The sequence below is a fragment of the Agromyces sp. PvR057 genome (assembly GCF_040547485.1).
Classification (GTDB): Bacteria; Actinomycetota; Actinomycetes; order Actinomycetales; family Microbacteriaceae; genus Agromyces.
In genome coordinates, this window is sequence record NZ_JBEPPT010000005.1 from 171,243 (window position 1) to 195,623 (window position 24,381).

The window sequence follows — 24,381 nt, forward strand, 5'->3', positions numbered from 1 at the left end:
GGGACGGGCGACGGATCGTCGTGGACCTACTTCGCGGCGTAGTGGAACTCGGCCTGCCAGCCGACGTTGACGAGCCAGGTTCCGTCGTCGACGGCGGCATCGGGTACGACGAACGCCATGTTGCCCGTTCCCGTCTCGCCCGGCTGCAGGTCGGGGAGGTCGAAGAACGGCTGGGGAATGACCGAGAAGTCCTCGTCGATCAGCAGTCCGTCGGCCGTCTCGAACGACACGACGACGTCGCTCCACGGGGATGCGGTGGTGCCGGGGCTGCTCGCGTCATCGTGGTAGGCGACCGTCACCGGAACCAGCACGTACGAGGAGCCCTCCGGTGCGGTCTCGTTGAACTCGTTCTCGGCCGCGACGATCGCGTCGGCGTCCAGGTTCGGATCGTCGATGGTGATGGAGAGGTACGGCTCGCCGAGGTTCGTCACCTCGACGGTCTCGCCGATCGGGAACGGGTCGGCACGGTGCCCCTCGGTCGTGCCGGGCACGACCTGCACATCCTGCGCGGTGCCCTCGTCGTACGGCTCCCCGGAGGCGTCGAAGCCGGCGCCCTCGACCGCTGCCTCGATCGAGGCGGTGGCCCACCAGATCGCCGAGACGATGCTCATGATGAGGGCCAGCAAGAACGCCACGACGCCGAGCACGAGTCCGGCGATGCCCTGGCCCTTGCGGGTCGAGCGCTTCGAGACGAGGGCGGCGATGCCGAGGCCGACGGCGCCGAGCGCGGGCAACCACGCGACGAACGCCGCGAACGGGATCGCCGCCAGCACGAGCGAGACGAGGCCGACGATGAGCGCGGCCAGCCCGAGGGCGTTGCGCGGCCCGATCGCTCCGGAGTCCAGTGCGGGGTAGGGCGCGGGGGAGGGAGCCCGCCCGTACGGCGCGGGCGTCGGCGCCTGTGAGGGGACTTGGGCTGCTCCGGGTGTCGGGGCAGTGGGCGCGGGCCCGTAGGGCGAGCCTCCCGCCGGTGCGCCGTATGACGGTGCGCCGTATGACGGTGCGCCGTATGACGGTGCACCGTACGACGACCGTGCCGTGTACGGCGAGGGAGAGACGGGGGCGCTCGCGGGCGGCGGGGCGAGCGGCACTCCATACGGCGAGGCAGCCCGTTCAGACTCAGGTGCAGGTGCAGGTGCCGGCGCCACCGGCGGCGCCGGAGCCGTCTCGGGTTCGACCATGCCGAGCTCTTCCGGCGTCGGGATGGGCGGGACGTCCGGCGGTGAAGCCTGACCGCGGTCGGGATCGGTCGGCGACTCTGGCACGTCGGTGCTCCCCTCCCGGGCGCGGCGCATGGCCCGGTGCGAATGTGATGGCGGATGTCGCGGTGCCCGTGCGCGAGGTCACGGTGCGCGGCGGATGCTGAAACGTATCGTACGCGGTGCCCCGGTCGAGCGGCGTCGGCGGCACCGGCGGCCCGCTCGGCAGGTAGGTTCCGTGCGGAGATGGCACCCTGGGAGTCGAATCCTCGGCATTTGTCCGGGGTGGAGCGGGCTGAACCGACGGGAGATGGCATATTCCTACACCTGGCGCCGGCATAGGCGAGTAGCCCGCCGCGGCCCGCAAGCGGATCCCTGATCGACACCCGTCTGGGCCGAACACTTCGGGGATCGTCTACGCTGCCCATCGTGAACACAGTATTGACGTGGTCGGGGTGATCCGGTGATCGGGGACTTGTTCGGTCAGCTGGCCGCTGCACTTTTGGGCGGCTGGATCGCAGACGGATTCATCGGTCGCAGTCGAGCGAACGCTGCCAAGCGGCGACTGTTTTTGTGCGGTCTCCGGGTCCTCTCCGGGCGGCAGGCTGGCCTGAGCAGGGAGTGGCTTGCCGGCGAGTGGCGCATCCGCCCGGGCCGCCTCAGCCTCGACGGAGTTGACGTTCCCATCTCCGCGATAGTTGCGGGATCGCGTAGGCATGCGACCCTCGGGGAGATCGTCGGCGGTGGCGACACCGTCATCGTCACCGTTCGAACGGACACCGCGGAGCTCGAGTGGTCGATGCTCCGCCGGTTCGACGGATTGGCGATACGCGCGCTCAGTGTGCCGGAAGTCGCCGACGAGCCCACGCTGCAGTAGGGAATCGCCTCAGCAGTTCATCTCGGGAGATCCCCAATTCCGCTGTCGCTCAAGGATCCCTTTTTGACCGCACTTTCCTCAGCCGGTGCCGAGACCTTCGGAGTCTTTGGTGCGAGTCAGCGGTCGGCGTCGACCCGCTGGTCAGACATCCGCGTTACCACCGAACCCCTGATGGTGTCAGCCACGTGAAACACAGCGGTGAGTCCTGATCCGATGAGAAGGAGCCCGATTATCAGATAGCTCTTGTCCAACGCACCCACTGCGGCGTTCATGAGAACTAGAAACACGCTCAGCACCGTCGCGAGTCCGTACAGGGACCAAGTAATCCTTCGCATATCAATGGACCGTAGCGCGTTCAGTGGTTCATGTCCGGCCCAGTTCCTGCCCGAGTTCTCACGTACTCAGCGGCTTGCGCGAGCTGACTCTCGATTTGGACCGCAGGAGGATCCCTTACCGCGATGCCTAACGAAAGCTGACAGGGTTGGGGCGGAGCTATTCCACGTGCGAGCAGCGGAGGGCCCAGGCGACCCATGCAACTCCTCCGATTGAGGATGCCGCTATTCCTGTCCAGAATGCAGGACCGAACCCGCCCAGGGGGCCGGCCACGACGAGGGCGACCGCCACGCCCGTCGCCGCCACGCCAAGCCCGCCGGTGATGGCTCCTCCCGCGCGTCCCGAACGAGCGAGCCGTGCAGTGAGCGCTCGCGACCCCAGTCCTGCACTGAGTGCGAGGATGCTCGCGATCACGCAGATGGGCAGTGCGATCAACAGCGCATACGGAAGGAAGCCCAGCGCAAGCAGCGGGTTGGGGGTCCCGATGAAGAGCTGGGTGACGCAAGCGATAACCGCTGTGGCGATCCCAGCCCCGCTTGCGAGCAGGAACAGGTCCGGGACATCGATATGCGAAATCCCGCGAAAATGGAGCAGCACCTCAGCCCGACCTCCCTCAGCAACAGCGTCGCGCTGACGCTAACAGCTTTTCGCGGTGCCCCTAATCGTCGCCGGTGGATTTCCTGGCTAGGAGAGTCGACGGAAGTCCAGGGGTGGGGTACAACAAAGTTCTCCAGGACCCAGCGCGGCTCGCCCGCAAGCCGGTCGGGCAGCGGGCGTGAGCCGATCGCCTGGGCGAACGTGATGCGCTCGGCGGGCGAGGTGCCCGTTTACCCTGCCCTATGAAGCCGCCCGCACGGGTACGCCTACTGCAACACAGATCGAATTCCGATCATCTGCCCATTTGGAAACATCGATGACAGGTCGAGTGGGAAGAGGACATGTACCGCGGGAGCCTGCACGGCAGCACCGGCGGCCGCGAGGCATCCGCTCTGGTAGACTCTTCAGGTTGCCGTGAAACGGCCGCGCATCAAGAGAGCCCAGGCATTCTGCCCCGGGCAGCGCGCAACGAAGAGAAAGGGGATCCCATCTATGGCACTCGAAGCAGACGTCAAGAAGGCGATCATCGAAGAGTACGCGACCCACCCCGGTGACACTGGATCCCCCGAGGTCCAGATCGCGCTCCTCACGAAGCGAATCAAGGACCTCACCGAGCACCTGAAGGAGCACAAGCACGACCACCACTCGCGTCGTGGCCTGCTCCTCCTCGTCGGTCAGCGCCGTCGTCTCCTCGGCTACCTCGCCGATGTCGAGATCAACCGCTACCGCAAGCTCATCGAGCGTCTCGGCCTGCGCCGCTAAGCAGCACCATGCCGCATCCGTGCGGCGCTGCGGCTCTCGTTGATACCGCGAGCTTCTTGCGAAAGCCCCCCGCCACCCAGTGGCCGGGGGCTTTCGTCATTCCCGGGCGACGATGACGGATGCCGCGGGCCGGCCGCGGCGGCGAGCGAGCCCGCGCCCGGATGCCACGGGGCATGATGTTCCCGTGGACGACTCCCCGGGCCGCGGACGCGGCGATGCATCCGACCCCTTCGCGGAGCTGCGCGAGGCGATCGCCGCGGACCCGGCGAATGCCGCGTTCACCGCGATGGGCTGGCGGCCGTTGATCTTCGGTTCGCCCTCGTCGAGGGTCCTCATCGTCAGCCAGGCGCCCGGGCGCCGTGCGCAGGAGAGCGGCATCCCCTTCAACGACGCGAGCGGTGTCCGCCTGCTGCGGTGGCTGGGCGTCACGAGGGAGGAGTTCGACGACACGTTCGGCTTCGCGATCGTCCCGATGGACTTCTACTATCCGGGCAAGGGGAAGTCGGGCGACCTCCCGCCTCGGCGGGGCGTCGCCGAGACGTGGCATCCGCGCATCCTCTCGCTCATGAGACCCCGGCTCACGATCCTCGTGGGTGCGCATGCGCAGCGGTTCCACCTCGGTGATCGCCGCGCACCGACGCTCACCGAGACGGTTCGAGCCTGGCGCGAGTACGGCCCCGACACGGTTCCGATCGTGCACCCGTCGCCGCTCAACGTCGGGTGGCATCAACGCAACCCCTGGTTCGAGGAGGAGCTGGTGCCCGAACTGCGGCGTCGCGTCGCCGATGCGCTGCGACGCCCCTGAATGCGGGGGAGCCGACGGTCATCCGCCCTGGCCGGCTCACGGGAGAATGATCGGATGCCCCGTCGCCGACGCTCCCGCCGAATCTCCCTGCCCGCCCTGCTCGTGGTGCTGCTCGCGGTCGCCGTCTGGGTGTACCTCTACGGACCCGAGGGCACGAGCTCGCAGGCGGGCGGCGGCTTCGGACTGCCGACGTTCGCACCGGCATCCGAAGACCCGAACGGTCGTGCGCCGATCGACCCGGCGACGCTCGACCCCGAGCTCGCGGACCTCGTGGTCGCCGCGCCCGGCTCGTCGTCGCGGTACGATCGCGACCTGTTCGGCGAGGCCTGGCTCGACGTCGACGGCAACGGCTGCGACACCCGCAACGACGTGCTCATCCGCGATCTCGCCGACGTGCGATTCCGCGCCGACAGTGCCGACTGCATCGTGCGCACGGGCACGCTGACCGATCCGTACACGAACACGGTGATCTCGTTCGTGCGCGGCCCCGACACCTCGGAGGCCGTGCAGATCGACCACGTCGTGCCGCTCTCGTACGCGTGGCAGCACGGTGCATCCGAGTGGACCGATGCGCAGCGCGCGGCGTTCGCCAACGACCCGGCGAACCTGTCGGCCGTCGACGGGCCCGCCAACCAGGCGAAGTCCGACTCCGGCCCGGCCGAATGGATGCCGCCGGCGAGCGGCTACGCCTGCACCTACGTCGACCGGTTCGCCGACGTGCTGCTCTCGTACGGACTCACCGTCTCGCCGGAGGACTTCGACGCGATCGCATCCGTCGACTCCGGCTGCCCCTGACCCCGATGGGGCTCGCCCGCATCGTGGAACGGATCGAGTCGCGTTCCCGGCTGTCAGCGAACGTCGCCGCGCAGCCCGTCGATCGGGTGCTCGTCCCAGGTCGCGAACGGGTCGTTGCCGACTTCCGCCATCAGCGCGGGTCGTGCGGCCGTCGCGGCGTCTTCGGAGTCCCAGAGCGCAATGCCCACAAGACGGCCGCTCCCATCGTCCACGACGCCGGTCCAGTGCAACCCCGGCTGTTCGCGGGCGACCCGGCTGTATCGCTGCATCGAGTCGAGCACCGCTTCCCGGTGCTCGGGTTTCGGCGAGTGCACGGAGACCACGGCGTACGTCATGCCACGAAGCCAAGCACGTGGCGCGCGGATTGGGAACAGGGGGAGTCGGCGTGCGACGAACGAGCTTCTCTGGTCGCTCAGTGGGTTCAGTCTCTGATGGGTGCAGCCTCGAAGCAGCCCCGTAGGCGCTCGGCGAGTGATTCGACTTGCGGCCGTATGCACGATTCTCGTGGGGTTTGGAGGGCCGGCCACGCGCGACGGTTTGCATCTCTGCTCGCGTCATGATTCAGTCCGGGCGCGCCTCGCTCACGGTCGTCTCGACTGAGACCGACCCTTCGCTGATCTCCGAGATCCTCGGACTGGTCCCGACGACAACGAGGCTCCGAGGTTCCGTGAACCGCTCTGGTCTGCAGCTGGACCACAACGTGTGGACGATCGACGTCGAGCGCAGCGCCAACACGGAAGAGGACGCGACGGGCACTCGAGCGCTGGGTGAGCTCGTCGCAGCCGCAAGCGCCGGAATCGGTCGATTTCCACTCCTCCCGGCTGATTGCTCCGCGAGGATCTGGTGGTCCGCGGACTCAGATTCAACGCAAGGCGGCTTCGTGATTCCCATCGAGCTCGCTGCTGGGATCGCCGCGCTCGGTGTCGACGTCTACGCGACGGTCTACCTCGACGATGGTCTGAACAGCGCCGAGTGACGCTCGTTCCAGTCGGCGAGCGGCCGCTGGACGATCCGTCAGCTGTCTGCCGTGTCGTGTCAGGATGAGCCTGTGCACAGCGCCGTACGTCTCATTCGATCCAGCACGCTCAGCGACGTCGCCCAGTATGCGTACGCAGCGACAGCACCGAAGGACGCGCGCTACATCTTTCTTGCCGGTGCTTGCCCGCTCGAAGACGATGGAACCATTGCCGCGGTTGGCGACTACGCGGCCCAAGCCGCTCGGTGCATCGAGACGATGAAGGGGGCGCTCGAGGCCGCCGGGGCAGGAATCGAGGACGTGATCAGCACGCGCGTCTTGGTCGCTTCGTCGAACCGGTCCGATCTCGTTGCAGCTTGGGAGGTGGTTCATGGCGCGTTCGGCGATCATGACGTACCGAGCACCCTCTTCGGGGTCACGGTCCTCGGATATGACGATCAGCTCGTCGAGATCGAGGCGGTTGCAGCAGTCATCGACTGACTTGCCCATCGGCGTCGTGAAGCGGCGGTCGGATGCCGCCATCCTCTGAGTACCTTGAGCAGGAAACGAGGGAAGCGATTGGCGGCCTCTGCCGCTGCCTACGGAGAGCAACGAATGGGCGCGATTCGAACAGGGAGTTGGTTGCAATGACCGAAGTGCACGGATCGGACGAATCCGACCAGTCGACGGATGAACTGATTCCGGATGTCCGACACGAGATCTTCAGCGTCACCAGAGTTCTCCAGGCGGATCGGGCAACGGTCTTCGGAGCGTTTGCGGACGACCTGATCCGGCGGCGGTGGGTCCGTCTCCCGGGATCGGGAGCGACCTACGATCACGTCTTTCGGGTCGGCGGGGGCGAGGAGGCGACCAGCACCTTCGTCCTGCCCGACGGGTCGGAAGAGCGGTTGCGCAACAGGTCCCGCTATCTCGATATCGTTTCCGACCGCCGGATCGTGTTCGTGTACGAGGCGATCGTCAATGCCGTGACCCGGTGGGTATCGCTCGTGACCGTCACCTTCGAGGATGCGGATGGTGGGGGAACCACGCTGATCTGGACGGAGCAAGTCGCGTTCCTGACCCGCACCGGTGACGGCAGCGCCGACCTGCCTCACCTGCGTACCGGGACGACCCTTCGGCTGAACGGGCTTTCGCTGGCCATCGATGGCAGCGGCTCCTGAGGCCCGCAATGCCCGCCCAGCTGTCAGCATGCGCTCGTGCGCGACATCCGAAGACGGACCGGCTGGCGCCTCGTGTGCGCCGCTCTGGTGTCACACGGCGGACAGCACGCCGACAGCGGCCAGCACCACCCATGCCAGGTAGGCGAGGAGGCAGAACCTGTCCGGCCACCCGATTCGGATCTCAGGCGAGCCGCCTTGCCCGTGGGCTGGGGCCGCGGCGATGAGGAACCACACCAAGCCGGCGAACGGAACGACGGATGCGATCGCCAACGTCCAGCCGAGCGCGGTCGCCACCCCGACCCCCGCGATCAGCGCGGCAGGGGGGAAGCCGGCGAGCAACACCCCGCCAAGCATCGTGTGCGCCCTGCCCACGGGGGTGGCCTGAGCGCGGGGAGTCATGATCGGATCGGCGTCGATGAACGCGGCACCGAGCGCGCCCAATGCGACCGCGGCCAGGGGGATGGTCCACGCGCCGCCGAACGGCCACAAGGCGACACTCGTCGCCGCAAGGCCGATGGCCATCGTGACGAAGGCGAGGCGCATCACCCACCCGTAACTCCCCAGGGAGTACTCGCTGATCATCCGCCAGGACGGGTCGTACTCGGGCTTGAGAACGTGGAGGATCGCGATCAGCCCTGCCGTGATCGCGCCGCCGACGAGCGCCGTCACGGCAGCGATGGCAGCAACGCTCAACAGGCCATACCTCCAGCGACCACGGACATCCTCCTGAGCGGCACTCTATCCCGCGGTCTGGGACGACCATGTCTGGCCCAACACCGGAGCCGCATACGGCGTCCGATCGCCGACCGGCCTCCGGGCGGCTTGGCTCCGCGCCGATGAGCAAGTACGGTCCTGAGCGTGACGAACAACAGGCCGCCGGCGAAGCGCTCAGCGCTCGATTTCGCCGTCGCGACGCGAACCACCGAGGCCATGTCGTGCGGGTAGGCCATGCGTCATCGGGCGGGCAGGGCTGATCACATGCTGATCGCCGCCCAAGACGCCACCGTGCCGGTCATCGTGCAGACCAGGTCGGCGCTCGCGCCCGAGGTCCTGTTCGCGGTCATCGTCCCGATCGATCTGACCCTGGTGTTTCGAAAGTGGGGCCCGTTCCCCGGGGTGCTCGGGGTCGAGAACCAGACCGGCGCGTGGGACCGCGTCGGGCAGAGCCGAAACCCGCAACTCTCGGACGGATCGACCGCCTTCGAGCAACTCACCCAGTACACCGAGGGCCACTCGTTCGCGTATGAACTGTCGGCGTTCACCGGGCCCATGCGACACCTCGTACGCGGCATCCGCGGTGAGTGGACATTCACCCCCGACGGCCTCGGGACGGTCATCAGATGGACGTACGAGTTCAGCCCTCTCCCTGGTCGGAGGTTCGTGATCCGACGAATCGTGGCCCCAATGTGGCGTCGGTACATGGCCACCAGCCTTCGCGCGACGGTGCGGGAATCGAACCGCCTGGTGAAGTAGGCCCGACCAGCTTGCGATCCCCACCCGGACGCGTTGGAACGGGGTCGTGCCATCGCGCGATGGCGCAGTCGGGTCGCGGTGTGAGACGGTCTGACAGGCGTGTTAGAAACCGAGGAGGTATCCGTGCGCTCATCTGTACCGATTCCCGGGAATCCATGGCCGCACGACATGGTGATCACCGTCGATGACGACCCAGTGTCGCTTGTCGAGCTGCTGTGGATCCGGGATGCCTGGGACCTGCGACCTGACCACGACGATGTTCCGCCGCCACTTGCCGACCCACCCGACCCTGGGGTGAACGGAGAGGATGAGGTCGACATCCAAGCCTGGCAGGCTGCTTGGCCGGAGATCTGGGATGCCACGCTCCGGCACGCCGGCGAAGTCCTCGACCCCGCGCTCTTCGACGCGATTCGAGGCACGGCGAACAACTCCCCTGAGCGCATGGAGTTGCTCGCTCGAATCACCGGACCTTCCTGGCGGGATCGGTTCGGTGACACGGGCTTGGTGTGGTTTCAGCCTTGGCAGGCTTCGCAATTCCGCAGGCGGACGGCCAGTCTCCCTACCTCGACCGAGGAGCAACCCGAGCACCGTTCCCTTGATGCGCTCATCAACGCATGGCGGCACGGACTCACGAGGATCGTGACGATCCCGTGCCGCGGTTCGTTCACGAGAGTCATCGGCCCGCATGCCCTGCTCATGACCGACGAGACCCGCGCCGACGCGGAGACCTTCAGTGCGGCACTCCGTCAGTTCGGTTCTTGAGCCCGATAGCCGATCCTTCATCGAATACTCGCCCCAACTCCTGCTAGGGAAATGTTCTTTAGCTGCGCCGCCGCGCTTGGTCGCGTATGAGCACCACGACTCCCGCAGCGGCAGATCCAGCACTGGCGAAGAAGGCAAGCGCGGCCAGCAGCATAAGACCATCACCTAGGACGATCACGAAAACGCCCGCGGTGGACAGGAAGGTCGCTGCGACGAAGTACCAGACGGCCGCGGAGTCGGACTTGCTTCGATCGCCCATAGTCACGATGCTACGGGTGCGTGCGAGCACTCAAGCACTGGCCGCAGACAGGTCCGCTCCTGCGCCCTGTCGATCACGAGGAGCCGCCGAAGGTGGTTGTTCTGCGGGTCTACCATTCGAGTGTGCCGCGATCTAGTGACCTCAAGTCGTCCCGTGCTCTTCGTCCTGGGTCGAGTCCGTTTCGGGTCACGCAGCCCGTTCCGCGGCCGCTTCAGCTGGGGTTCTGGGCGCTCATGAGCGTCTCGGTGCTGCAAGCTGTGGACCTGGTTTGGGGCCTCGTGGCATTCGATTTCGATGCGTACTTGGAAGAGTCGGTGCACGCGTTCGAGCGAAATGGGCGCGAGCTTCAGATCACCACGGAGTTCGCACTTGCAACTTGGTTCGTCGGCTTCGGGCTTGCAGCTCTCGTCATCGGTCTACGTGCCGGGCTCGCCTTCGCTCTCAGGCGGGGCTACAACTGGATTCGAATCGTCCTGACCGTTCTGTTCGGAGCAGTTCTGCTACCTCCATACACCGCAAGCACCATCACGGACATCGCCTTCACCGTATTCGTCATTGTTCTGACAGCTGCGGGAATCGTTCTGATTTGGCAGCGTCAATCGAACACGTTCTTTCGCGACGTGAAGCAGGACCGAATCGCATATAAGGCGAAGCAGTTCAGTTAGGGCGCTGCCGGAAATCCGGGTGGTCGGCCAAGTGAGCTTGCTCGCCGACTCCGACATCTCACATGAAAGCAAGATCCGGCGGCGCCGAAGCTACACAGTCGTCACGCGTTGAAGGATCCTCGATTGCGGCAGTCAACGATCGCTCGCTGGCTCGCGCCACCAGTCTTCGGTGACGACCACTGTGCATCGATCGGCCAGCTCAGCGCGCGCGGCCGCGAGCAAGCGGACACCCTCCTCGATCCATACGGGGTCACCTGGACCATCGATCGGAAGGCGACTGTCGTCGTAGCTCAAGAGCCAGCGCCGGATGCCCTCCCTGAGCTCAACTGAGAGCCCCATCTCGTCGAGGGTGACTCGCGAGCCACCCGCACCTTCCCGCAGGAAGAACAGATCGCCGCCGTAGTCCGGCCACCACTCCAAGGTGCGTAGGTCACGTTCCTGGTTGGGCATGGTCGCAGGCTATCGACGATCCCGAGGAATCGCTCAACATGCTGATCGAACTGGATGGGGACCGGCTTTCTTCGGACGTCGCGCAAGCGGATTACGGACGCCAGATGACCGCCCGACTTGCGGTCCGTGCTATTCGTCGGCCTCGCCGAGCTGGCTGGCCTTTCGCCGCTCAAGCTGCCAGTGGATCTCATGAGTGCTCGGATGGCGCCACTCCCGCATCCGGTACTCATAGCCAGGGAGCAGCACGATCGGGATTGGATCGGGCGAGGCCGGAGCGACCTCGCCGACGACGATCTTGGCATTCTCGGGGATGAAGGGGGACTGGGCGGGGATCGGCTCGGTGACGATCTCGACCGGGTCTCCATATGGACGTGGCATGGACCGACAATATCAGAGTGGTTTCATAAGGACGCAATAGGGATTCCTTAGCACGTATATAGCAACATGATAGAATCTCATTCAACGAACATGCAGACCGATAGGCGTCGTCGCCTGGCCACACGGCATCGCGCGTGAATTCTCGCGGCCTTTGTATTGATCTGTCAGCTCGTTTCATCGACCACCGCGGCCGGCCGTCATCCGCGCATCACCGAAAAGAGCAACAATGACCGACACGCAGCAGCCCACCCACCCGCAACCGGCCCCGCCTACGGCAGATCAGCCGCCGCAGCCCGGCCAGACGCCGGTCGAGGAGAAGAAGACGCGCAACGTGCTGGGCCTCGTAGCCTTGGCTCTCGCGGGCGTCGGCTTCATCTTCGCGTGCATGCCCGGCGCGCTCATCCTCGGATGGATCCTTCTACCTATCGCATTCACGCTCGCCATCATCTCCGTCTGCCTCAAGGGCAAAGGGAAGTGGCAGGGCCTGACTGCCATCATCGTGTCGGTCGTCGGCACCATCGTCGGAATCATCGTGTTCTTCACAGTGGTCGCGACCTCGTTCAACGAGGCATTCGGTGGCACCGATGTCGAAATCAGCTCCGGTGACAAGGCCTCGGTCGCCGAAGCAGATGAGGCGCCCGTGGCTGACGAGGAGCCTGCTGCCGAGGTAGGCACCCGCGAGAACCCCGCAGCGATCGGCTCGACCATCGAAGGTGAAGACTGGGCGGTCGTCATCAACTCGGTCACGCTCGGCGCAACCGACGCCGTCCTCGCGGCCAACCAGTTCAACGAGGCCCCCGACGCAGGCACCGAGTACATCGTCATCAACTACACCGCCACCTACACCGGCGAGGATGCCGACGGCCAGATGCCCGCGTTCGTCGGCATCGAATACGTCACCGCCGATGGAGTGACCGTTGATGGCCTTGACAAGATGGTCGTCGCGCCGGACGCGATCGACTCTATGAGCACCCTCTACACCGGCGCCTCGGCAGCCGGCAACGCAGCCGTCCAGGTCCCGAGTCCCGCCGACGGCGTCATCGCCGTACGCCCGGGCATGATCGCCGACAAGGTCTTCGTCGCCATCCAGTAAGCGACGACAGCCTTCGAGGGCCGGGCGAGCATCAGCTCCCCGGCCATCGCTGTCACCTCCAGCGGGAGTGGCGAAAGACTCATACCTGGGTCGACGTCCTCGCGCTTCTTAAGAGCGTGAACCTGCCGCAGCGCTTCGCGCTGAGGGATCCCTAACGGGCTGCGATCGCTGCTGAGATGAGCTGTTTGCATCGTCTGGTGATCGATTCGTTCCAGGCGGTGCTCGCGGACGAAGGTCCGATTGCGCATGCCGTTGACTGCGCGCCCCGAGTGACACCGAGCTGGTCGCGTCGCTCGTCACGAATGAGGGGTGGGAGTCGCTCCGGGCGGCGAGTCCACACGCCCCTGGAGCCGAGGTGCTCCGCGAACACGACGACGATCGACAGAGGGCGTAGGGTCGGAACCGTTCATCAATCTGGGGGGATCTCATGAACAGATCACGCGTGCACAATCCTTTCGCACTGGTCGCTGCCGTACTACTTTGCGCCGGTCTTTCGGCATGCGGCGCGGGCGGGTCGAGCAATTCGACCGGGTCCACTCAACCCGCGGCCGAGACGGAAATGGTCGAGGCACCAGCAGACCTGACCGGCGAGTGGGTGCAGACCAACTCCGAGTCGGAAGACAGCTACCAGTCGGCGACGATTACCGCCGACACGATCGAGGTGTACTGGGTCAGTGACGGTGGGAGCACGACGGCCTTGTACTGGGCAGGTACGTTCGAAGCACCGACCGAGGCCGGCCCGTACAGCTGGGACTCGCTGAACGACATCGAAAAGACCGGCGCGTCGATGCTTGCCTCGGGAGACCCGACGAAGACATTCACGTACGACGCTGACGTGCTCAGCTACGAAGTCACGGCCCTCGGAGTCACAAAGACCGTTGAGCTGGGCCGCGAGTAGGTGTGACGGCACCAGCCATCAGGCAGCGACGAGGTGTTCGTTCGGGATCGGCGTACGTGCAGGATGGAGTCCGGGCGGTTCCGAAGTAAAGGTGACATGAACATGGAGCGTGACGAGATGGGCGGCCAGGTCCATCAAGACTTCGGACAGATGCCCGGCATGAACGATGCGCCGCTCAACCCATCCTTCCGCGATGGGCCCGCCTCAGCTCCTCGGCGTATCCGGTGGTGGGAGCCGGTACTGGTTGTGGCAGGGGTCGCTACCGCCTTCGTCGCGCTCATCATCTTCACCGACATGTGATTGAGCTCGTCAGGCCACGACTTACGTTTGGAGCACGCCCTCACGGAGACACCACACCTCGGACTCACATCGACCCTTAGGCGGACCCGCGAAGATGCAGAACGGGGTCGGTGTCCGGGTGATCGCATGCAGATCCGCCTGCGGGCTTTAGGGAGTCGCCCGGTTGTCTGTCAATCGCGCCAGCTGTCGAGCGCCTCGTACTCGGTGGCGACCTCGGCGAACACGCTGCTCGTTTCGGCGAATTCAAGCACCTGCCTACGAAATTGGCGGCGCAACGGGAGGCGGAGTTGTTCAAGTCTCGGGAGCTCGAGGATCGGCGAGAGATCGCTGTTGAGGAGGCGAATGCCAGGCAACGCCAGCGTTCGAAGTTCCTGGAGAGGGCGGACCCATTCGAGGTCGGGCAGGACGACACTCTTGTCGGACCCGGCGTAACCGTTGCCGAACGAAAGCGACGTCAACCGTGTGAACGAACCAAGAGACAGTGGATCATCGAGACGATGCGCCCGATCGATGCTGAGTTCCGTCAGCTTTGGCAGCCGGGCAAGTGGCTCCAGGCTGTGCAGGTTGGTCGCGCCGCCGAGCCGAAGCGATTGCAGTTGATTCAACTCGATGAGGGCAGTGACATCGCGGTAGGGGCCCCATTTCACCTGCAGATGGCTGAGCTGCGGTTGGCCGGTAAGCGAGTCAAGCGGCTCCTGCGGGACACGCGACACGAGATGCAGGCGGGCAAGCGCTGTAGTCGCCGTTGAGAAGGACTCGATCCATCCTGCGAAGATCCGACGCCGCTGCGCCGCGCTCCGCTCTTTGTGGTCGAGCTGCGTCGCCGCCACGTACGCGTCCGACTCGCCCCGGTACTGGTCGGCGCGCCAAAGCACTTCGAATAGTCGCGCATCAGCCCGTGTCGGAGAAGTCACTCGCCGAGACTATGCAATCCAGAACGCGGCTGACCACCCGTGTTTCGCAGGGATCGTCGAGCGGACGACCGTAAGTGGATCGCTTATTGCGTCGGGGCTGCACCGAGTACCGTCAGGGGACCTTCGGCGGCGGTCGGGGGCTCGAAGTGGTCGAAGTAGTCCGCCGCGACATCGTCGGGAAGCGCGTAGTCGTCCGGGTGCGCGTGGCTGCGCCCGTCCAATCGTTCCAGTGCGACTGCTCGTGGCGTCGCAAGATAGATCGTCTCGGGCACCACTCCGAGCGGGCGCAGCAAGTCCCGATACGCGAGGCGGGCGCGCTTGGACCAAAACGAGAAGTCGAGCACCACGTCTGCGCCGTCCGCGACGAGCGCGACGAGGCGAGCGCGGAGTTCCTGTTCGATCTCTTCGTGCACGTCGCCCGGCAGGGGCATCGTCTGGATCCCTCGTCGCCAGGCTTCCTGGTCGAATGAAAGGCGGACCATGCCCTGCGCTTCGAGCCGCCTAGCGACGGTCGACTTTCCGGAACCCGCTGGCCCGCACATCAGAACGACTCTGGTCACTGCTCCGACGATAGCCCTTGACCAGTCGCGGATCCGTCAGTGCGGCTGGTGAGCCAGGGACAGCAGGGCATCCAGCTCGCCTCGATCTCAGACCTAGACTCCATCTCGTGTCGTCAGTCGCGCTCATCATCGCCGGGATCATCCAGATCTGCATCGCACCGGCACTCATCCTCGGTCGGCAAGCAATCGCAGACTCGCTGACGAGCAACGTTCCGGCTCTGGACATCGCATGGTTCCACGTACGCGGAAGCCAGGTCATGGTCTTCGCCGGTATCGCCGGCACCATCTCCGGCGCGGCCTTCATTGGACTGGGTGCCGCCTCGCTCGCCTACACATAGGCGGCAACGCGCACAGAGGATCCGTTTGCGGGCTGATGCACCTTGAATAGACCGGAAGGCTAGCTAGCCGCTCGGCGATCTATTCGGCCGACGGAGATCGACGTCGATCGTTTGGAACGCGGGCGCTGCGAGCCGCCCGATGACTCGATGGACCGGCCGACAACAAGCGATTCAGCTTTGATCCCGATGGTTCAGTTGGTAGGTGTCGGGATCGGGGCATGCCTTGTGGAGCGCGGCGTCCATCTCCCGGTCGAGGAAGCGCTGGTCGGCGGCGGGGCTGGGGAACCAGCCGGATCCGGGCCAGCGTTCGATCCACGTATCACGTTCGGGCGCCGGTTCGACGGTGATCCCGTTGGCTTCGAGACAGGGCGCATAGAACGTCGTGAGGTAGTCGTACACCCAGCCGAGCTCGGCGTCGTTCGGCGGCGGCGTGGTGGTTTTCGTCGTGTGAGCGGCGTTGCATGCCCAGCCCGCGATGAGCTCTGCCTCGGTCGACGCGGAGTAGTTGAGCCCGGAAGAGCGGTCCGTGTCGGCGGGTGTGCTCTGGGCGACCGGAAGGCCGGCCGCCTCGTAGCAGGCGCCGAGGACTTCGTTTTGATTCTCGTCGGTGAGGTAGCCCTCGAAAGCGATGTCTGGGCGGACGGCGTCCGGGTATTGGGCGAGCACGCCTTGCCACTTCAGTTCGACCTGGCCGAGCCGCTCAGCTTCGGACTCGGCCTCGGTCAACGGCGGATCTGGGGCAGGGATCGGCGCGAACTCAGGGACAGGGATGCTCACGATCGCGTCCACCGGATCGGATGCCGGGGCCGATGGCTCGTCGGCGCCCGCTGGGGACGCGGCGCAGCCGGCGAGCAGGAGCATGAGGAGCGCTGGGACGGCGGTCAGAGGCGCTGGGGCGCGGCGTCGCGCGGATCGGGTCACTGACGCATTCTGTCGGAAACCGGTGAACTCTGTCATCAACCGAGCGGCGGAAGACCGCGCCGGCCCTGATACCCGTCGCTCATGCCATCGGTGATCGGACGGCCGCAACCGGATCGTCGAGGAGCGAGACTGTACTCGTGGAACCGGTCATCATCTTGGGCACTGAAAGCGAAGGGGTGTCCGTCGTCGATGTCGGCGGACTGCACGGCAGCGCACCAGACCGAGCGCTTGTGCAAGTGAGCGCAAATGGCCTGAGGGCTACTCGGTGGGTTGTTGAGTACCCCGACTTCCGCGGCCTGGTGAAGTACTTCACTGACTTGGAACGACGGTGGCGGGGCTGGTCGGGAACGAAGACGTGGATCTCCCTCGAGGGAGATCTCGCATTCACGGCCACTCACTCTGGGTCTCACGTGGACTTCTCCGTGAGCGTCGAATCAACCTTGGCCTGGAAGGTTCAGGTCGAACTGAGCATCGGTGCCGGCGAGGACCTTTCTGCCGCGCGGGCCGAGGTTGCACGCCTCTTCGAGAGATGAAATCACGTCGCGTAGGTGCGCGAATGGGCCTTTGCAGATCTCGATGACGGCTCCCGATAGCGGCCGCACTAGCCGATCGGCTACCGGCTATTCGGTCACCGATTCAACGCGCACATCGGTTGTCTCCTGTGGCGCGATGAGAGATCGTCGCGACCTAGATCTCATGACGCAGTAGGCAATCGCAAGCGTCGGTGCAATCGGTATAGCGAATCCCGTGAGCGCGAAGTAGTAGAACGCGGGGATGTGTAGGAAGAGGTCCATCACATCGCTGAAGATCACCCACCACGTGAAAGCAAGCCAAGCCGCACAGACGGCTAGTGGCAGAACAAGGGCCCACGCCGGCCCGACCACGTTGTGCCTGACGAGTATCCAGGATGCGCAGCCGAGTAGTCCAAGGCCAACTAGCACCATTGCGACGCCAAGCGCTGAACCGTAGAGGTCCTCGCGGTCGGGCGAGGGCTGAGACGCCATTCCTGCGTATGCCGCCCCAAACAGGAGGAGCGGCACGGCCGTAATCGTGACAGCACCCGCTACGACCACACCCGCCATCTTTCGCGCTGCATCTTGCTCGCTCCGGCGGACATCTAACCCCGGCTCTGTTGCTCCCACACTTCCGAGCGGTCCGGCGTCATCAGGTCCCATTTGAGTGAGACTATCGCTGCGTTCATCCCCCTGAAGCGCAGCGAAGAATACAGAGCCGGTAGCGATTCACGGCGTATCGCGGCGACATCCATACGGCATGCCGGGCACCGCCGGCGCCGGAACAATGCCGTAGGAGGACGGTCAGCCCCCGTACCAGCCGAGCGTTCCCCAATTGGGATCAATCGCCGTGCATGCGGTGTTCACCGCTTGGGTCGCGGCAGAGATCTTGGCGAGGTCGTCGGCCCACTTCGCGGAGTCGTCGGTCGTCTGGAGGACCGTATTCATGGCACCAGACGCTTGCTTGAGCGCCGCCACCGGCGCCTCGAGCTCGGAGCCCGCGATGATCGCCCCGATCCGATCGAACTCCCAGTTCGCCGTGAAGTAGAGGCCGCGCTCGGAATCCACGCTCAACGCTTCATCCGGAGCGAGCGCCGCGTTCTGCACGAGTGAAATCGGAGCGCTGAGCTGCGCGCACGCCCCCGCAACCACGCTCTCGCCAGATGCAGTCGAGGGCACTACCGGGTCGGCCGTCGAAGCAGCTCCGGCGACCGCACCGGTCGCGACACATCCTGAGACGCACACCGCCATCACAGCAACGATGACTGCAGCGGAAGCTACGGAACTTGAGCGCACCTTGGGTCCTCCTCGAATCCGGATACGAGCAGAATAGGCGCTATCAACGGACAGGCACGCGATCACCCCACAGCAGTGTGCGCCGCGGTTCCCTCAGGACCACTCCGCGACAGGCGAGGTCGCACCCCGGCGATCGGCCGATCGACGTGTTCGCGCCATACACCTGGAAACGCGCCCGCAAGCCGGTCGCGAGCCGTTCGCCGGCCCGGCCGAGGTGATTCTGCGGCGATCCTGGAATGCGGGCGTCCGGATACCCCGCCCGATCAGAACGCCCGCACGGGCACGTCTACTGCAACGCAAGACGGGTCGGGCTCACCGGTGCCGACGCTGAAGGCGCTGCCATTCGAAGGCGACGTTGCTCGCACGAGTCCGTAGCAGCGGTGATCGAGGCAGGTCGCCCACGACGAGTCCGAAGCGTTGACCCTCGAACCGGGCCCTCCTGGGAGAGTGACGTCGCCGGCCCTAGACCGCGTCGGCCCGCGCGCGGTAGGCGCGCACGGCCATGCGGTTGCCGCAGCGCGTGGTGCAGAAGCGGCGGGAACCGTTCTTCGAGAGGTCGACGTAGAGGCTCTCGCAGTCGTCGGCGTCGCAGACGCGCAGGCGGTCCATCTGGTCGGCGCGGATGACGTCGACGAACGCCATCGCCGCCTCGACGAGGATGCGCGTGGCGAGCGGCTCGTCGAGCGCGGTCGCGTGGATGTGCCAGTCGAGGTCGTCGTGGCGCACGAGCCGGGGGAGTGCGCGCGCCTCGGCGAGCAGGTCGTTCACGGCTTCGGCGGCGGCGTCGCGGTCGAGCAGCCAGAGGCGACGCAGCTGCTCGCGGGCGTCGCGCACCTCGGCGAGTTCGCGGGCGTCGCGGTCGTGCCGGCCCGAGTAGCGCCAGACGGCGATGAGCTCGCTCAACTGCGCGACGGTGCGCAGTTCGTCGTCGCCCGAATCGGATGACGCGGGCACCGTGTCGGTGAGGGCGGAGACGAAGGCGAGCGCCGACTCCGTGTCATGGGTGAAAAACATTTGACTCCTGACTTGTTGCACGAGTACTGTCACGAGCATAACGAGTTTCGGGCATGACAGCGCCAAGGCTCGCAGGCGACGGACGAACCACACGAACCAACGGAACGGGAACGGAATGCGGGCTTCACGCGGCATCCTCGGCATCATGCTCGGCCTCGGGTCGGGCCTCGCGTTCGGTGCGGGCGGCGCGATCGTCAAGCCGCTGCTCGAGTCGGGATGGTCGCCTGGCGCGGCCGTGTTCTTCCGCGTGCTCGTCGGTGCCGTGCTGCTGCTCGTGCCCGGCCTCATCGCGCTGAAGTTCGACCTGCGGCCGCTCTGGCGCGCGAAGTGGACCGTGCTGACCTACTCGGTGATCGCCGTCGCCGGCGTGCAACTGGCGTTCTACATGTCGATCTCGCGCATCCCCGTGAGCACCGCGCTGCTCATCGAGTACCTCGCGCCGGTCGCGCTCGTCGCCCTCGCGTGGGTGCGCACGCGCCATGTGCCGCAGTTCGTCGTGCTCGCCGGATCCGTCGTGGCGATCATCGGGCTCGTGCTCGTCATCGGGCCGGCCGGCGGTGCGCTCGACCCCGTCGGCATCGCCTTCGCGGCCGTCGCGATGATCGGCGTCGCCGTCTACTACGTGCTCGGCGAGAAGAGCGACACCGGCATCCCGCCGATCGCGCTCGCCGCGGTCGGGCTCTTCATCGGATGCCTCGTACTCGGCCTCTCGCTGGCTGTCGGCCTCGTGCCGTTCGAGGCGAACTTCACGACCGTGCCGTTCTTCGGCACGACGGCACCCTGGTGGGTGCCCGTGCTCACGGTCGGCGCCCTCTCGACGGCGTTCGCCTACGTCTCGGGCATCATGGCGATCCAGATCCTCGGCACGCGCCTCGCGTCGTTCCTCGGACTCTCCGAGGTCGTGTTCGCCGGCATCGTCGCCTGGATCCTGCTCGGCGAGGCGATCGGCCCGGTGCAGCTGCTCGGCGGCCTGCTCATCCTCGGCGGCATCGTGCTCGTGCGCTTCGAACGCCCGGCGCTCGCGGCCGGGCCCGAACCGATGCCGGTTCCGGTCGGCACGGTCGAGCCGGCCTCACGCACGTAGGCTTCGAACATGCGCTTCGGCATCTGCATCCTTCCCCAATCCGACTGGCCAGAGGCCGCCGAACTCTGGCGCGGCGCCGAGGAATACGGCTTCGACCACGCCTGGACCTACGACCACCTCTCGTGGCGGGGCCTCGCCGGCGAGCGCTGGCACGCGACCGTCCCGACGCTCACGGCCGCCGCGATGGTCACCGAGCGCATCGAGCTCGGCACCTTCGTCGCCTCGCCGAACTACCGGCATCCGGTGCCCTTCGCGAAGGACATCGCGACCGTCGACCAGATCTCGAGCGGTCGTGTGCTGCTCGGCGTCGGGTCCGGCGGCACGGGGTTCGATGCCACCGTGCTCGGCGAACGACTGCTGACGCCCCTCGAGCGGTTCGAGCGCTTCGCCGAGTTCACCGAGGCGCTCGACGTGCTGCTCCGGTTCGAGGACCCGGCGGCTGCGGCATCCGATTCGCCCGGCATCTCGTACGAGGGGGAGTGGTACCGCGCCGTGAATGCGCGGATGGTCGGTGCGCCCCCGCAGCAGCCGCGCACGCCCCTGCACATCGCCGCCGACGGGCCGAAGGCCATGGCGCTCGCCGTGCGCCTCGGCGACGGCTGGGTGACGACCGCAGGCTCGATCGACGACACCGAGGAGTGGTGGGCCTACGCGGCCAAGCTCTCGCGACGCCTCGACGAGGCGTGCGCGGCCGTCGGTCGTGACGCGTCGAGCATGCCGCGCACCCTGTTGCTCGACTCGTCGGCCCGCTACTCGCTCGAGAGCGTCGACGCCTTCGAAGACGCGGTCGGCCGTGCCGCCGAGCTCGGCTTCACCGACGTCGTCGCGCACTGGCCGCGCGAGGACGGCATCTACGCGGGCAGCCGTGCGGTGCTCGACGAGGTCGCGTCGCGATTGCCCGCCCTGCGCTGAGGGCGGCGCCACAGGAATGCTTCGCTACGCTGGCAGGCATGCCCGCCGCGCCACGCTCGAAGTCCCTGCTCGCGTGGGAGCCGACCCCGTACGTGCTCGTGCTCATACTGCTCATCCTCACCGGCATCGTGCGCCCGAACTCGCCCGCATGGCTCTTCTGGCCGTTCCTCGTCGCGCTCATCGCATCGCTCGCGTGGCTGCTCGTGGTGATCGTGCGCGCCGGGCGCACGCGCACGAATCCCGACCAGTGGGGCAATCTCGCGACGCTCGACGGGCTCGACGTCGTCGACGCGCCCGGGCGTGAGCGCGAGGTGCGCACGGTCGTGCCCGTGACCGACGTGCACCGTCACCAGGCCGCGATCGACCTCGCCCACATCCACGGCGGCGCCGACCAGCACGCCGTGCTCGTGCCGCGCGCGAGCCGCTGGCTGTCGAAGCGCTATCGCGTCGGCGTGCAGCTCGTCGACGGCGACCGGCCGCGTCACGCCGGGTTCCTGTCGGATGCCGCCGCCGAGCCGTGGCTCGACCGGCTCGACGCGCTGCGGCTCCGGGGCGCGTTCGTGCGCGTGCCCGCCCGCATCACGGGCGAGAGCCGTCCGTTCGCGGTCGACCTCGACGCCAGCGGGCTCGCTGACGCACTGGCGCTCGCGAACGACTAGGCGGCCGCCGGCGGCATCCGCTCGATCAGGAGACCTGGGTCTCGGCGCCCTCGGTGGACTGCTCGGCCGCGATCTGCTCGCGGACCTTGTCCATGTCGAGCTCGCGCACCTGCGACACGAGGTCGTCGAACACGGGGCGGGGGAGCGCGCCGGCCTGGGCGAAGACGCCGATGCCGTCCTTGAAGGCCATGATGGTCGGGATCGACGTGATGTTCATCGCGGCGGCGAGCTGCTGCTGGTCCTCGGTGTCGACCTTCGCGAAGACGAGGTCGGGGTTCGCCTCGGAGGCGGCCTCGTAGTTCGGCGCGAACTGCAGGCACGGGCCGCACCAGCCGGCCCAGAAGTCGACGAAGACGGTGCCGCCCTCGAGGATCGTCTTCTCGAAGTTCTCAAGCGTCAGGGGAACGGTAGCCATGCCTCAAGCGTACGGTCTCGTGCATGGGAGTCGCCCGATGGTCGCTGCGGGCGCCCCAGACGCACGATTCGTGCGTCTGCACGCGCGAGGTCGCGCAAGGCCTTCCCGCCCTCGGTGCCTCAACCTAGGATTTCCCCCCAAACGGGTGTCAACGGGTGACATCCGAGCGGAGAGGAAGATGATGCGACGAACAGCACCACGATCCAGAGACATCCGAACCATCGCGATCGCGGCCACCGCCGCGGTCGCACTCGTGCTCGTTCCGACGAGTGCCGCGTTCGCCGGCGGGAGCGCCAGCGCGGCAGGCGGGCCGAAGGGCGCGTCGGCGAAGTGCGACAACCGCAACAACAACACGCTGCCCAAGCTGCTCGAGTGCGCTTCGGCCAACGGCGTGATCGAGCACCTGAACGAGTTCCAGCAGATCGCCGACGAGAACGGCGGCAATCGAGCAGCGGGCCTGCCGGGCTACGACGCGAGCGTCGAGTACGTCGTCGACACGCTCGAGAGCGCGGGGTGGAACGTCACGCTCGACGAGTTCCCGTTCACGTTCATCGGGCCGTCCACGCTCACGCAGACCGCGCCGATCGAGGCCGAGTACGAGACGGGCTCGTTCACGGGAACCGGCTACGGCCCGATCGAGGGCACCATCGTGCCCGTCGACGTCGTGCTCACGGCGCCCTACGAGCCGGTCGACAGCGGCTGCGAGGTCGAGGACTTCACAGGCCTCGACTTCACCGGCCCGAGCGACATCGCGCTGATCCAGCGCGGAACGTGCGAGTTCGGCGTCAAGGCGGCGAACGCGCAGGCCGCGGGCGCCGAAGCCGTGATCATCTTCAACCAGGGCAACACCCCCGAGCGTTCGGGCCTCATCACGGGCACGCTGTTCGGCGAGAACACCGAACCGCTCGACATCCCCGTCGTGGGCGCGAGCTTCGAGCAGGGCGTGGCCCTGGCCCAGGCCGGGTCGACCGCGTCGATCTTCGTCCCGGCGCCAGAGGAGCGGCCGCAGGTGAACGTGATCGCCGAGCTCCCGGGCAAGAACGACGGCAACGTCGTCATGGCGGGCGCGCACCTCGACTCGGTGCAGGCCGGTCCGGGCATCAACGACAACGGCAGCGGCTCCGCTGCCCTCATCGAGATCGCCCAGGCCCTCGGCAAGCTGAAGCCCGAGAACACCCTGCGCTTCGCGTGGTGGGGCGCAGAGGAGAGCGGACTGCTCGGGTCGGCGGCCTACGTCGACGGGCTCTCGCAGCCCGAGAAGGACGAGATCGCCCTGTACCTCAACTTCGACATGATCGCGTCGCCGAACTCGATCTACATGGTCTACGACAGCGACGAGTCCGGGTACGAGGCCCCCGTGGTGGTGCCCGAGGGCTCGATCGCGATCGAGGACCTCTTCGAGAGCTACTTCACGCTCATCAACAAGCCGTACGACGACGCGGAGTTCTCGGGTCGCAGCGACTACGAGGCGTTCATCCTGAACGGGATTCCGGCGGGAGGCCTGTTCACGGGCGCCGAGGTCGTCAAGACCGAGCAGCAGGCGGCGATCTGGGGTGGAACGGCCGGCGAGCAGTTCGACCAGTGCTACCACCTCGTCTGCGACACGATCGACAACATCGACGAGCAGGCGCTGTACGTGAACATGGGGGCGATCGCCACGGCGGTGCTCACCTACGCGTACTCGACCGAGGACGTGAACGGGGTGAAGGGCAAGAAGCTGCCGTTCAACCTGCTGCCCGCACCGGCCGGCCCGGAGGGCACGGTCGGCGGCGGCGGCGGGCTCGCGCCCGACCGCGGCCACGACCACGGCCCCCTCGAGGCGTCGTAGCCGCAACCGCAGAACGCGAGCGGGGGCGCCTTCGGGTGCCCCCGCTTCGTCGTCGAGACGGGCATGAAGCGGCCCGTCGAGATCGGCTGCCCGAAGCGGGAATAGTGTTGCCGTGGCATCCGTTGGACCCGATGTATGCAAATGCA

At 66.5% G+C, this 24,381-nt stretch carries 32 protein-coding genes; 19 read left to right on the plus strand and 13 right to left on the minus strand.

The annotated features are described in order from the left end of the window. Positions 1–26: 26 nt before the first annotated feature. The gene (locus ABIC29_RS16840) at positions 27–1,091 is read right to left on the minus strand and encodes a DUF4190 domain-containing protein (protein WP_354247262.1); all 1,065 of its coding nucleotides are present in this window, start codon (positions 1,089–1,091) and stop codon (positions 27–29) included. Positions 1,092–1,662: 571 nt separating this feature from the next. Between ABIC29_RS16840 and ABIC29_RS16845 the strand changes: the two genes are divergently transcribed. From ABIC29_RS16845 to ABIC29_RS16860, 4 genes are all read left to right on the plus strand, one after another. After that, the gene (locus ABIC29_RS16845; protein ID WP_354247265.1) at positions 1,663–2,076 is read left to right on the plus strand and encodes a hypothetical protein; all 414 of its coding nucleotides are present in this window, start codon (positions 1,663–1,665) and stop codon (positions 2,074–2,076) included. Positions 2,077–3,498: 1,422 nt separating this feature from the next. Further along, complete coding sequence (gene rpsO, locus ABIC29_RS16850; protein WP_022893496.1) at positions 3,499–3,768, plus strand: 30S ribosomal protein S15; 270 nt, start codon at positions 3,499–3,501, stop codon at positions 3,766–3,768. A gap of 184 nt (positions 3,769–3,952) precedes the next feature. Then, positions 3,953–4,573, plus strand: coding sequence for a uracil-DNA glycosylase family protein (locus ABIC29_RS16855; protein WP_354247268.1), 621 nt, complete (start codon positions 3,953–3,955; stop codon positions 4,571–4,573). Between the two features lie 54 nt (positions 4,574–4,627). Continuing rightward, positions 4,628–5,368, plus strand: coding sequence for an HNH endonuclease family protein (locus tag ABIC29_RS16860; RefSeq protein ID WP_354247271.1), 741 nt, complete (start codon positions 4,628–4,630; stop codon positions 5,366–5,368). A 53-nt stretch (positions 5,369–5,421) separates the two neighbouring features. Here the strand turns inward: ABIC29_RS16860 and ABIC29_RS16865 are convergent, their stop codons facing one another. Continuing rightward, the gene (locus ABIC29_RS16865) at positions 5,422–5,703 is read right to left on the minus strand and encodes an antibiotic biosynthesis monooxygenase (RefSeq protein ID WP_055859111.1); all 282 of its coding nucleotides are present in this window, start codon (positions 5,701–5,703) and stop codon (positions 5,422–5,424) included. Between the two features lie 221 nt (positions 5,704–5,924). Between ABIC29_RS16865 and ABIC29_RS16870 the strand changes: the two genes are divergently transcribed. From ABIC29_RS16870 to ABIC29_RS16880, 3 genes are all read left to right on the plus strand, one after another. Beyond that, positions 5,925–6,344, plus strand: a complete 420-nt coding sequence (locus ABIC29_RS16870; protein ID WP_354247274.1) for a DUF4279 domain-containing protein — start codon at positions 5,925–5,927, stop codon at positions 6,342–6,344. Between the two features lie 72 nt (positions 6,345–6,416). Further along, positions 6,417–6,824, plus strand: coding sequence for a RidA family protein (locus ABIC29_RS16875; protein ID WP_354247278.1), 408 nt, complete (start codon positions 6,417–6,419; stop codon positions 6,822–6,824). A 146-nt stretch (positions 6,825–6,970) separates the two neighbouring features. Beyond that, a complete protein-coding gene (locus ABIC29_RS16880; protein ID WP_354247281.1) occupies positions 6,971–7,504 on the plus strand; it encodes an SRPBCC domain-containing protein in 534 nt (177 codons plus the stop codon). A 90-nt stretch (positions 7,505–7,594) separates the two neighbouring features. Here the strand turns inward: ABIC29_RS16880 and ABIC29_RS16885 are convergent, their stop codons facing one another. Then, the gene (locus ABIC29_RS16885; protein ID WP_354247284.1) at positions 7,595–8,173 is read right to left on the minus strand and encodes a DUF998 domain-containing protein; all 579 of its coding nucleotides are present in this window, start codon (positions 8,171–8,173) and stop codon (positions 7,595–7,597) included. Between the two features lie 309 nt (positions 8,174–8,482). Here ABIC29_RS16885 and ABIC29_RS16890 point away from each other — a divergent pair, with 309 nt between their 5' ends. Both ABIC29_RS16890 and ABIC29_RS16895 read left to right on the plus strand, forming a co-directional pair. Further along, the gene (locus tag ABIC29_RS16890) at positions 8,483–8,977 is read left to right on the plus strand and encodes an SRPBCC family protein (RefSeq protein WP_354247286.1); all 495 of its coding nucleotides are present in this window, start codon (positions 8,483–8,485) and stop codon (positions 8,975–8,977) included. 168 nt (positions 8,978–9,145) lie between these two features. Beyond that, positions 9,146–9,739, plus strand: a complete 594-nt coding sequence (locus ABIC29_RS16895; RefSeq protein ID WP_354247289.1) for a hypothetical protein — start codon at positions 9,146–9,148, stop codon at positions 9,737–9,739. Positions 9,740–9,797: 58 nt separating this feature from the next. On the opposite strand, the gene ABIC29_RS16900 is transcribed toward ABIC29_RS16895, so the two are convergent. After that, positions 9,798–9,998, minus strand: coding sequence for a hypothetical protein (locus ABIC29_RS16900; RefSeq protein ID WP_354247291.1), 201 nt, complete (start codon positions 9,996–9,998; stop codon positions 9,798–9,800). Between the two features lie 233 nt (positions 9,999–10,231). On the opposite strand from ABIC29_RS16900, the gene ABIC29_RS16905 reads away from it, so the two are divergent. Then, on the plus strand, positions 10,232–10,663 hold the full coding sequence (locus tag ABIC29_RS16905; RefSeq protein ID WP_354247294.1) for a hypothetical protein: 432 nt from the start codon (positions 10,232–10,234) through the stop codon (positions 10,661–10,663). 132 nt (positions 10,664–10,795) lie between these two features. On the opposite strand, the gene ABIC29_RS16910 is transcribed toward ABIC29_RS16905, so the two are convergent. Together ABIC29_RS16910 and ABIC29_RS16915 are read right to left on the minus strand one after the other, a co-directional pair. Further along, positions 10,796–11,113, minus strand: a complete 318-nt coding sequence (locus ABIC29_RS16910) for a hypothetical protein (RefSeq protein WP_354247297.1) — start codon at positions 11,111–11,113, stop codon at positions 10,796–10,798. 129 nt (positions 11,114–11,242) lie between these two features. Continuing rightward, positions 11,243–11,491: a hypothetical protein gene (locus ABIC29_RS16915; RefSeq protein ID WP_354247299.1), complete on the minus strand. Its 249-nt coding sequence runs from the start codon at positions 11,489–11,491 to the stop codon at positions 11,243–11,245. 226 nt (positions 11,492–11,717) lie between these two features. On the opposite strand from ABIC29_RS16915, the gene ABIC29_RS16920 reads away from it, so the two are divergent. From ABIC29_RS16920 to ABIC29_RS16930, 3 genes are all read left to right on the plus strand, one after another. After that, a complete protein-coding gene (locus ABIC29_RS16920) occupies positions 11,718–12,584 on the plus strand; it encodes a DUF308 domain-containing protein (protein ID WP_354247302.1) in 867 nt (288 codons plus the stop codon). 427 nt (positions 12,585–13,011) lie between these two features. Continuing rightward, entirely contained in the window at positions 13,012–13,482 is a 471-nt protein-coding gene (locus ABIC29_RS16925) for a hypothetical protein (protein WP_354247305.1), read from the plus strand. Between the two features lie 102 nt (positions 13,483–13,584). Continuing rightward, positions 13,585–13,782, plus strand: a complete 198-nt coding sequence (locus tag ABIC29_RS16930; protein WP_354247308.1) for a hypothetical protein — start codon at positions 13,585–13,587, stop codon at positions 13,780–13,782. Positions 13,783–13,952: 170 nt separating this feature from the next. Here ABIC29_RS16930 and ABIC29_RS16935 read toward each other — a convergent pair whose 3' ends face one another. Both ABIC29_RS16935 and ABIC29_RS16940 read right to left on the minus strand, forming a co-directional pair. Next, the gene (locus tag ABIC29_RS16935) at positions 13,953–14,696 is read right to left on the minus strand and encodes a leucine-rich repeat domain-containing protein (RefSeq protein ID WP_354247311.1); all 744 of its coding nucleotides are present in this window, start codon (positions 14,694–14,696) and stop codon (positions 13,953–13,955) included. An 83-nt stretch (positions 14,697–14,779) separates the two neighbouring features. Continuing rightward, the gene (locus tag ABIC29_RS16940; protein ID WP_354247314.1) at positions 14,780–15,256 is read right to left on the minus strand and encodes a P-loop nucleotide/nucleoside kinase family protein; all 477 of its coding nucleotides are present in this window, start codon (positions 15,254–15,256) and stop codon (positions 14,780–14,782) included. 107 nt (positions 15,257–15,363) lie between these two features. On the opposite strand from ABIC29_RS16940, the gene ABIC29_RS16945 reads away from it, so the two are divergent. Continuing rightward, entirely contained in the window at positions 15,364–15,594 is a 231-nt protein-coding gene (locus ABIC29_RS16945) for a hypothetical protein (protein ID WP_354247317.1), read from the plus strand. Between the two features lie 171 nt (positions 15,595–15,765). On the opposite strand, the gene ABIC29_RS16950 is transcribed toward ABIC29_RS16945, so the two are convergent. Then, a complete protein-coding gene (locus ABIC29_RS16950; RefSeq protein WP_354247320.1) occupies positions 15,766–16,455 on the minus strand; it encodes a hypothetical protein in 690 nt (229 codons plus the stop codon). A gap of 197 nt (positions 16,456–16,652) precedes the next feature. On the opposite strand from ABIC29_RS16950, the gene ABIC29_RS16955 reads away from it, so the two are divergent. Continuing rightward, positions 16,653–17,048 carry a DUF6228 family protein gene (locus ABIC29_RS16955; RefSeq protein ID WP_354247323.1) on the plus strand — a complete coding sequence of 132 codons (396 nt, stop codon included), beginning with the start codon at positions 16,653–16,655 and terminating at the stop codon, positions 17,046–17,048. Positions 17,049–17,135: 87 nt separating this feature from the next. Here ABIC29_RS16955 and ABIC29_RS16960 read toward each other — a convergent pair whose 3' ends face one another. The 3 genes from ABIC29_RS16960 to ABIC29_RS16970 form a co-directional block, all read right to left on the minus strand. Next, on the minus strand, positions 17,136–17,555 hold the full coding sequence (locus ABIC29_RS16960) for a hypothetical protein (RefSeq protein ID WP_354247326.1): 420 nt from the start codon (positions 17,553–17,555) through the stop codon (positions 17,136–17,138). A gap of 276 nt (positions 17,556–17,831) precedes the next feature. After that, a complete protein-coding gene (locus ABIC29_RS16965) occupies positions 17,832–18,134 on the minus strand; it encodes a hypothetical protein (RefSeq protein WP_354247329.1) in 303 nt (100 codons plus the stop codon). A 651-nt stretch (positions 18,135–18,785) separates the two neighbouring features. Then, a complete protein-coding gene (locus ABIC29_RS16970; protein ID WP_055859054.1) occupies positions 18,786–19,337 on the minus strand; it encodes a CGNR zinc finger domain-containing protein in 552 nt (183 codons plus the stop codon). Between the two features lie 115 nt (positions 19,338–19,452). Between ABIC29_RS16970 and ABIC29_RS16975 the strand changes: the two genes are divergently transcribed. The 3 genes from ABIC29_RS16975 to ABIC29_RS16985 are packed head-to-tail and all read left to right on the plus strand — an operon-like array spanning position 19,453 to position 21,992. Next, on the plus strand, positions 19,453–20,421 hold the full coding sequence (locus tag ABIC29_RS16975) for an EamA family transporter (protein WP_116082847.1): 969 nt from the start codon (positions 19,453–19,455) through the stop codon (positions 20,419–20,421). A 9-nt stretch (positions 20,422–20,430) separates the two neighbouring features. Beyond that, positions 20,431–21,333 (plus strand): LLM class flavin-dependent oxidoreductase, encoded by a 903-nt coding sequence (locus tag ABIC29_RS16980; RefSeq protein WP_116082845.1) that lies wholly within the window; start codon positions 20,431–20,433, stop codon positions 21,331–21,333. 38 nt (positions 21,334–21,371) lie between these two features. Continuing rightward, positions 21,372–21,992, plus strand: a complete 621-nt coding sequence (locus ABIC29_RS16985) for a hypothetical protein (RefSeq protein WP_354247333.1) — start codon at positions 21,372–21,374, stop codon at positions 21,990–21,992. A 25-nt stretch (positions 21,993–22,017) separates the two neighbouring features. On the opposite strand, the gene ABIC29_RS16990 is transcribed toward ABIC29_RS16985, so the two are convergent. Further along, positions 22,018–22,407 carry a thioredoxin family protein gene (locus tag ABIC29_RS16990; protein ID WP_116082840.1) on the minus strand — a complete coding sequence of 130 codons (390 nt, stop codon included), beginning with the start codon at positions 22,405–22,407 and terminating at the stop codon, positions 22,018–22,020. Between the two features lie 178 nt (positions 22,408–22,585). On the opposite strand from ABIC29_RS16990, the gene ABIC29_RS16995 reads away from it, so the two are divergent. Further along, the gene (locus tag ABIC29_RS16995; RefSeq protein ID WP_354247336.1) at positions 22,586–24,235 is read left to right on the plus strand and encodes a M28 family metallopeptidase; all 1,650 of its coding nucleotides are present in this window, start codon (positions 22,586–22,588) and stop codon (positions 24,233–24,235) included. Positions 24,236–24,381 lie beyond the last annotated feature (146 nt).

Bases quoted from the DNA above. Each gene is read 5' to 3' on its own strand.
- rpsO (WP_022893496.1), top strand. From the start codon at position 3,499: ATGGCACTCGAAGCAGACGTCAAGAAGGCGATCATCGAAGAGTACGCG.
- ABIC29_RS16860 (WP_354247271.1), top strand. From the start codon at position 4,628: ATGCCCCGTCGCCGACGCTCCCGCCGAATCTCCCTGCCCGCCCTGCTC.
- ABIC29_RS16865 (WP_055859111.1), bottom strand. From the start codon at position 5,703: ATGACGTACGCCGTGGTCTCCGTGCACTCGCCGAAACCCGAGCACCGG.
- ABIC29_RS16870 (WP_354247274.1), top strand. From the start codon at position 5,925: ATGATTCAGTCCGGGCGCGCCTCGCTCACGGTCGTCTCGACTGAGACC.
- ABIC29_RS16880 (WP_354247281.1), top strand. From the start codon at position 6,971: ATGACCGAAGTGCACGGATCGGACGAATCCGACCAGTCGACGGATGAA.
- ABIC29_RS16890 (WP_354247286.1), top strand. From the start codon at position 8,483: ATGCTGATCGCCGCCCAAGACGCCACCGTGCCGGTCATCGTGCAGACC.
- ABIC29_RS16895 (WP_354247289.1), top strand. From the start codon at position 9,146: ATGGTGATCACCGTCGATGACGACCCAGTGTCGCTTGTCGAGCTGCTG.
- ABIC29_RS16900 (WP_354247291.1), bottom strand. From the start codon at position 9,998: ATGGGCGATCGAAGCAAGTCCGACTCCGCGGCCGTCTGGTACTTCGTC.
- ABIC29_RS16905 (WP_354247294.1), top strand. From the start codon at position 10,232: ATGAGCGTCTCGGTGCTGCAAGCTGTGGACCTGGTTTGGGGCCTCGTG.
- ABIC29_RS16910 (WP_354247297.1), bottom strand. From the start codon at position 11,113: ATGCCCAACCAGGAACGTGACCTACGCACCTTGGAGTGGTGGCCGGAC.
- ABIC29_RS16915 (WP_354247299.1), bottom strand. From the start codon at position 11,491: ATGCCACGTCCATATGGAGACCCGGTCGAGATCGTCACCGAGCCGATC.
- ABIC29_RS16920 (WP_354247302.1), top strand. From the start codon at position 11,718: ATGACCGACACGCAGCAGCCCACCCACCCGCAACCGGCCCCGCCTACG.
- ABIC29_RS16925 (WP_354247305.1), top strand. From the start codon at position 13,012: ATGAACAGATCACGCGTGCACAATCCTTTCGCACTGGTCGCTGCCGTA.
- ABIC29_RS16930 (WP_354247308.1), top strand. From the start codon at position 13,585: ATGGAGCGTGACGAGATGGGCGGCCAGGTCCATCAAGACTTCGGACAG.
- ABIC29_RS16950 (WP_354247320.1), bottom strand. From the start codon at position 16,455: ATGCTCCTGCTCGCCGGCTGCGCCGCGTCCCCAGCGGGCGCCGACGAG.
- ABIC29_RS16970 (WP_055859054.1), bottom strand. From the start codon at position 19,337: ATGTTTTTCACCCATGACACGGAGTCGGCGCTCGCCTTCGTCTCCGCC.
- ABIC29_RS16975 (WP_116082847.1), top strand. From the start codon at position 19,453: ATGCGGGCTTCACGCGGCATCCTCGGCATCATGCTCGGCCTCGGGTCG.
- ABIC29_RS16980 (WP_116082845.1), top strand. From the start codon at position 20,431: ATGCGCTTCGGCATCTGCATCCTTCCCCAATCCGACTGGCCAGAGGCC.
- ABIC29_RS16985 (WP_354247333.1), top strand. From the start codon at position 21,372: ATGCCCGCCGCGCCACGCTCGAAGTCCCTGCTCGCGTGGGAGCCGACC.
- ABIC29_RS16990 (WP_116082840.1), bottom strand. From the start codon at position 22,407: ATGGCTACCGTTCCCCTGACGCTTGAGAACTTCGAGAAGACGATCCTC.
- ABIC29_RS16995 (WP_354247336.1), top strand. From the start codon at position 22,586: ATGATGCGACGAACAGCACCACGATCCAGAGACATCCGAACCATCGCG.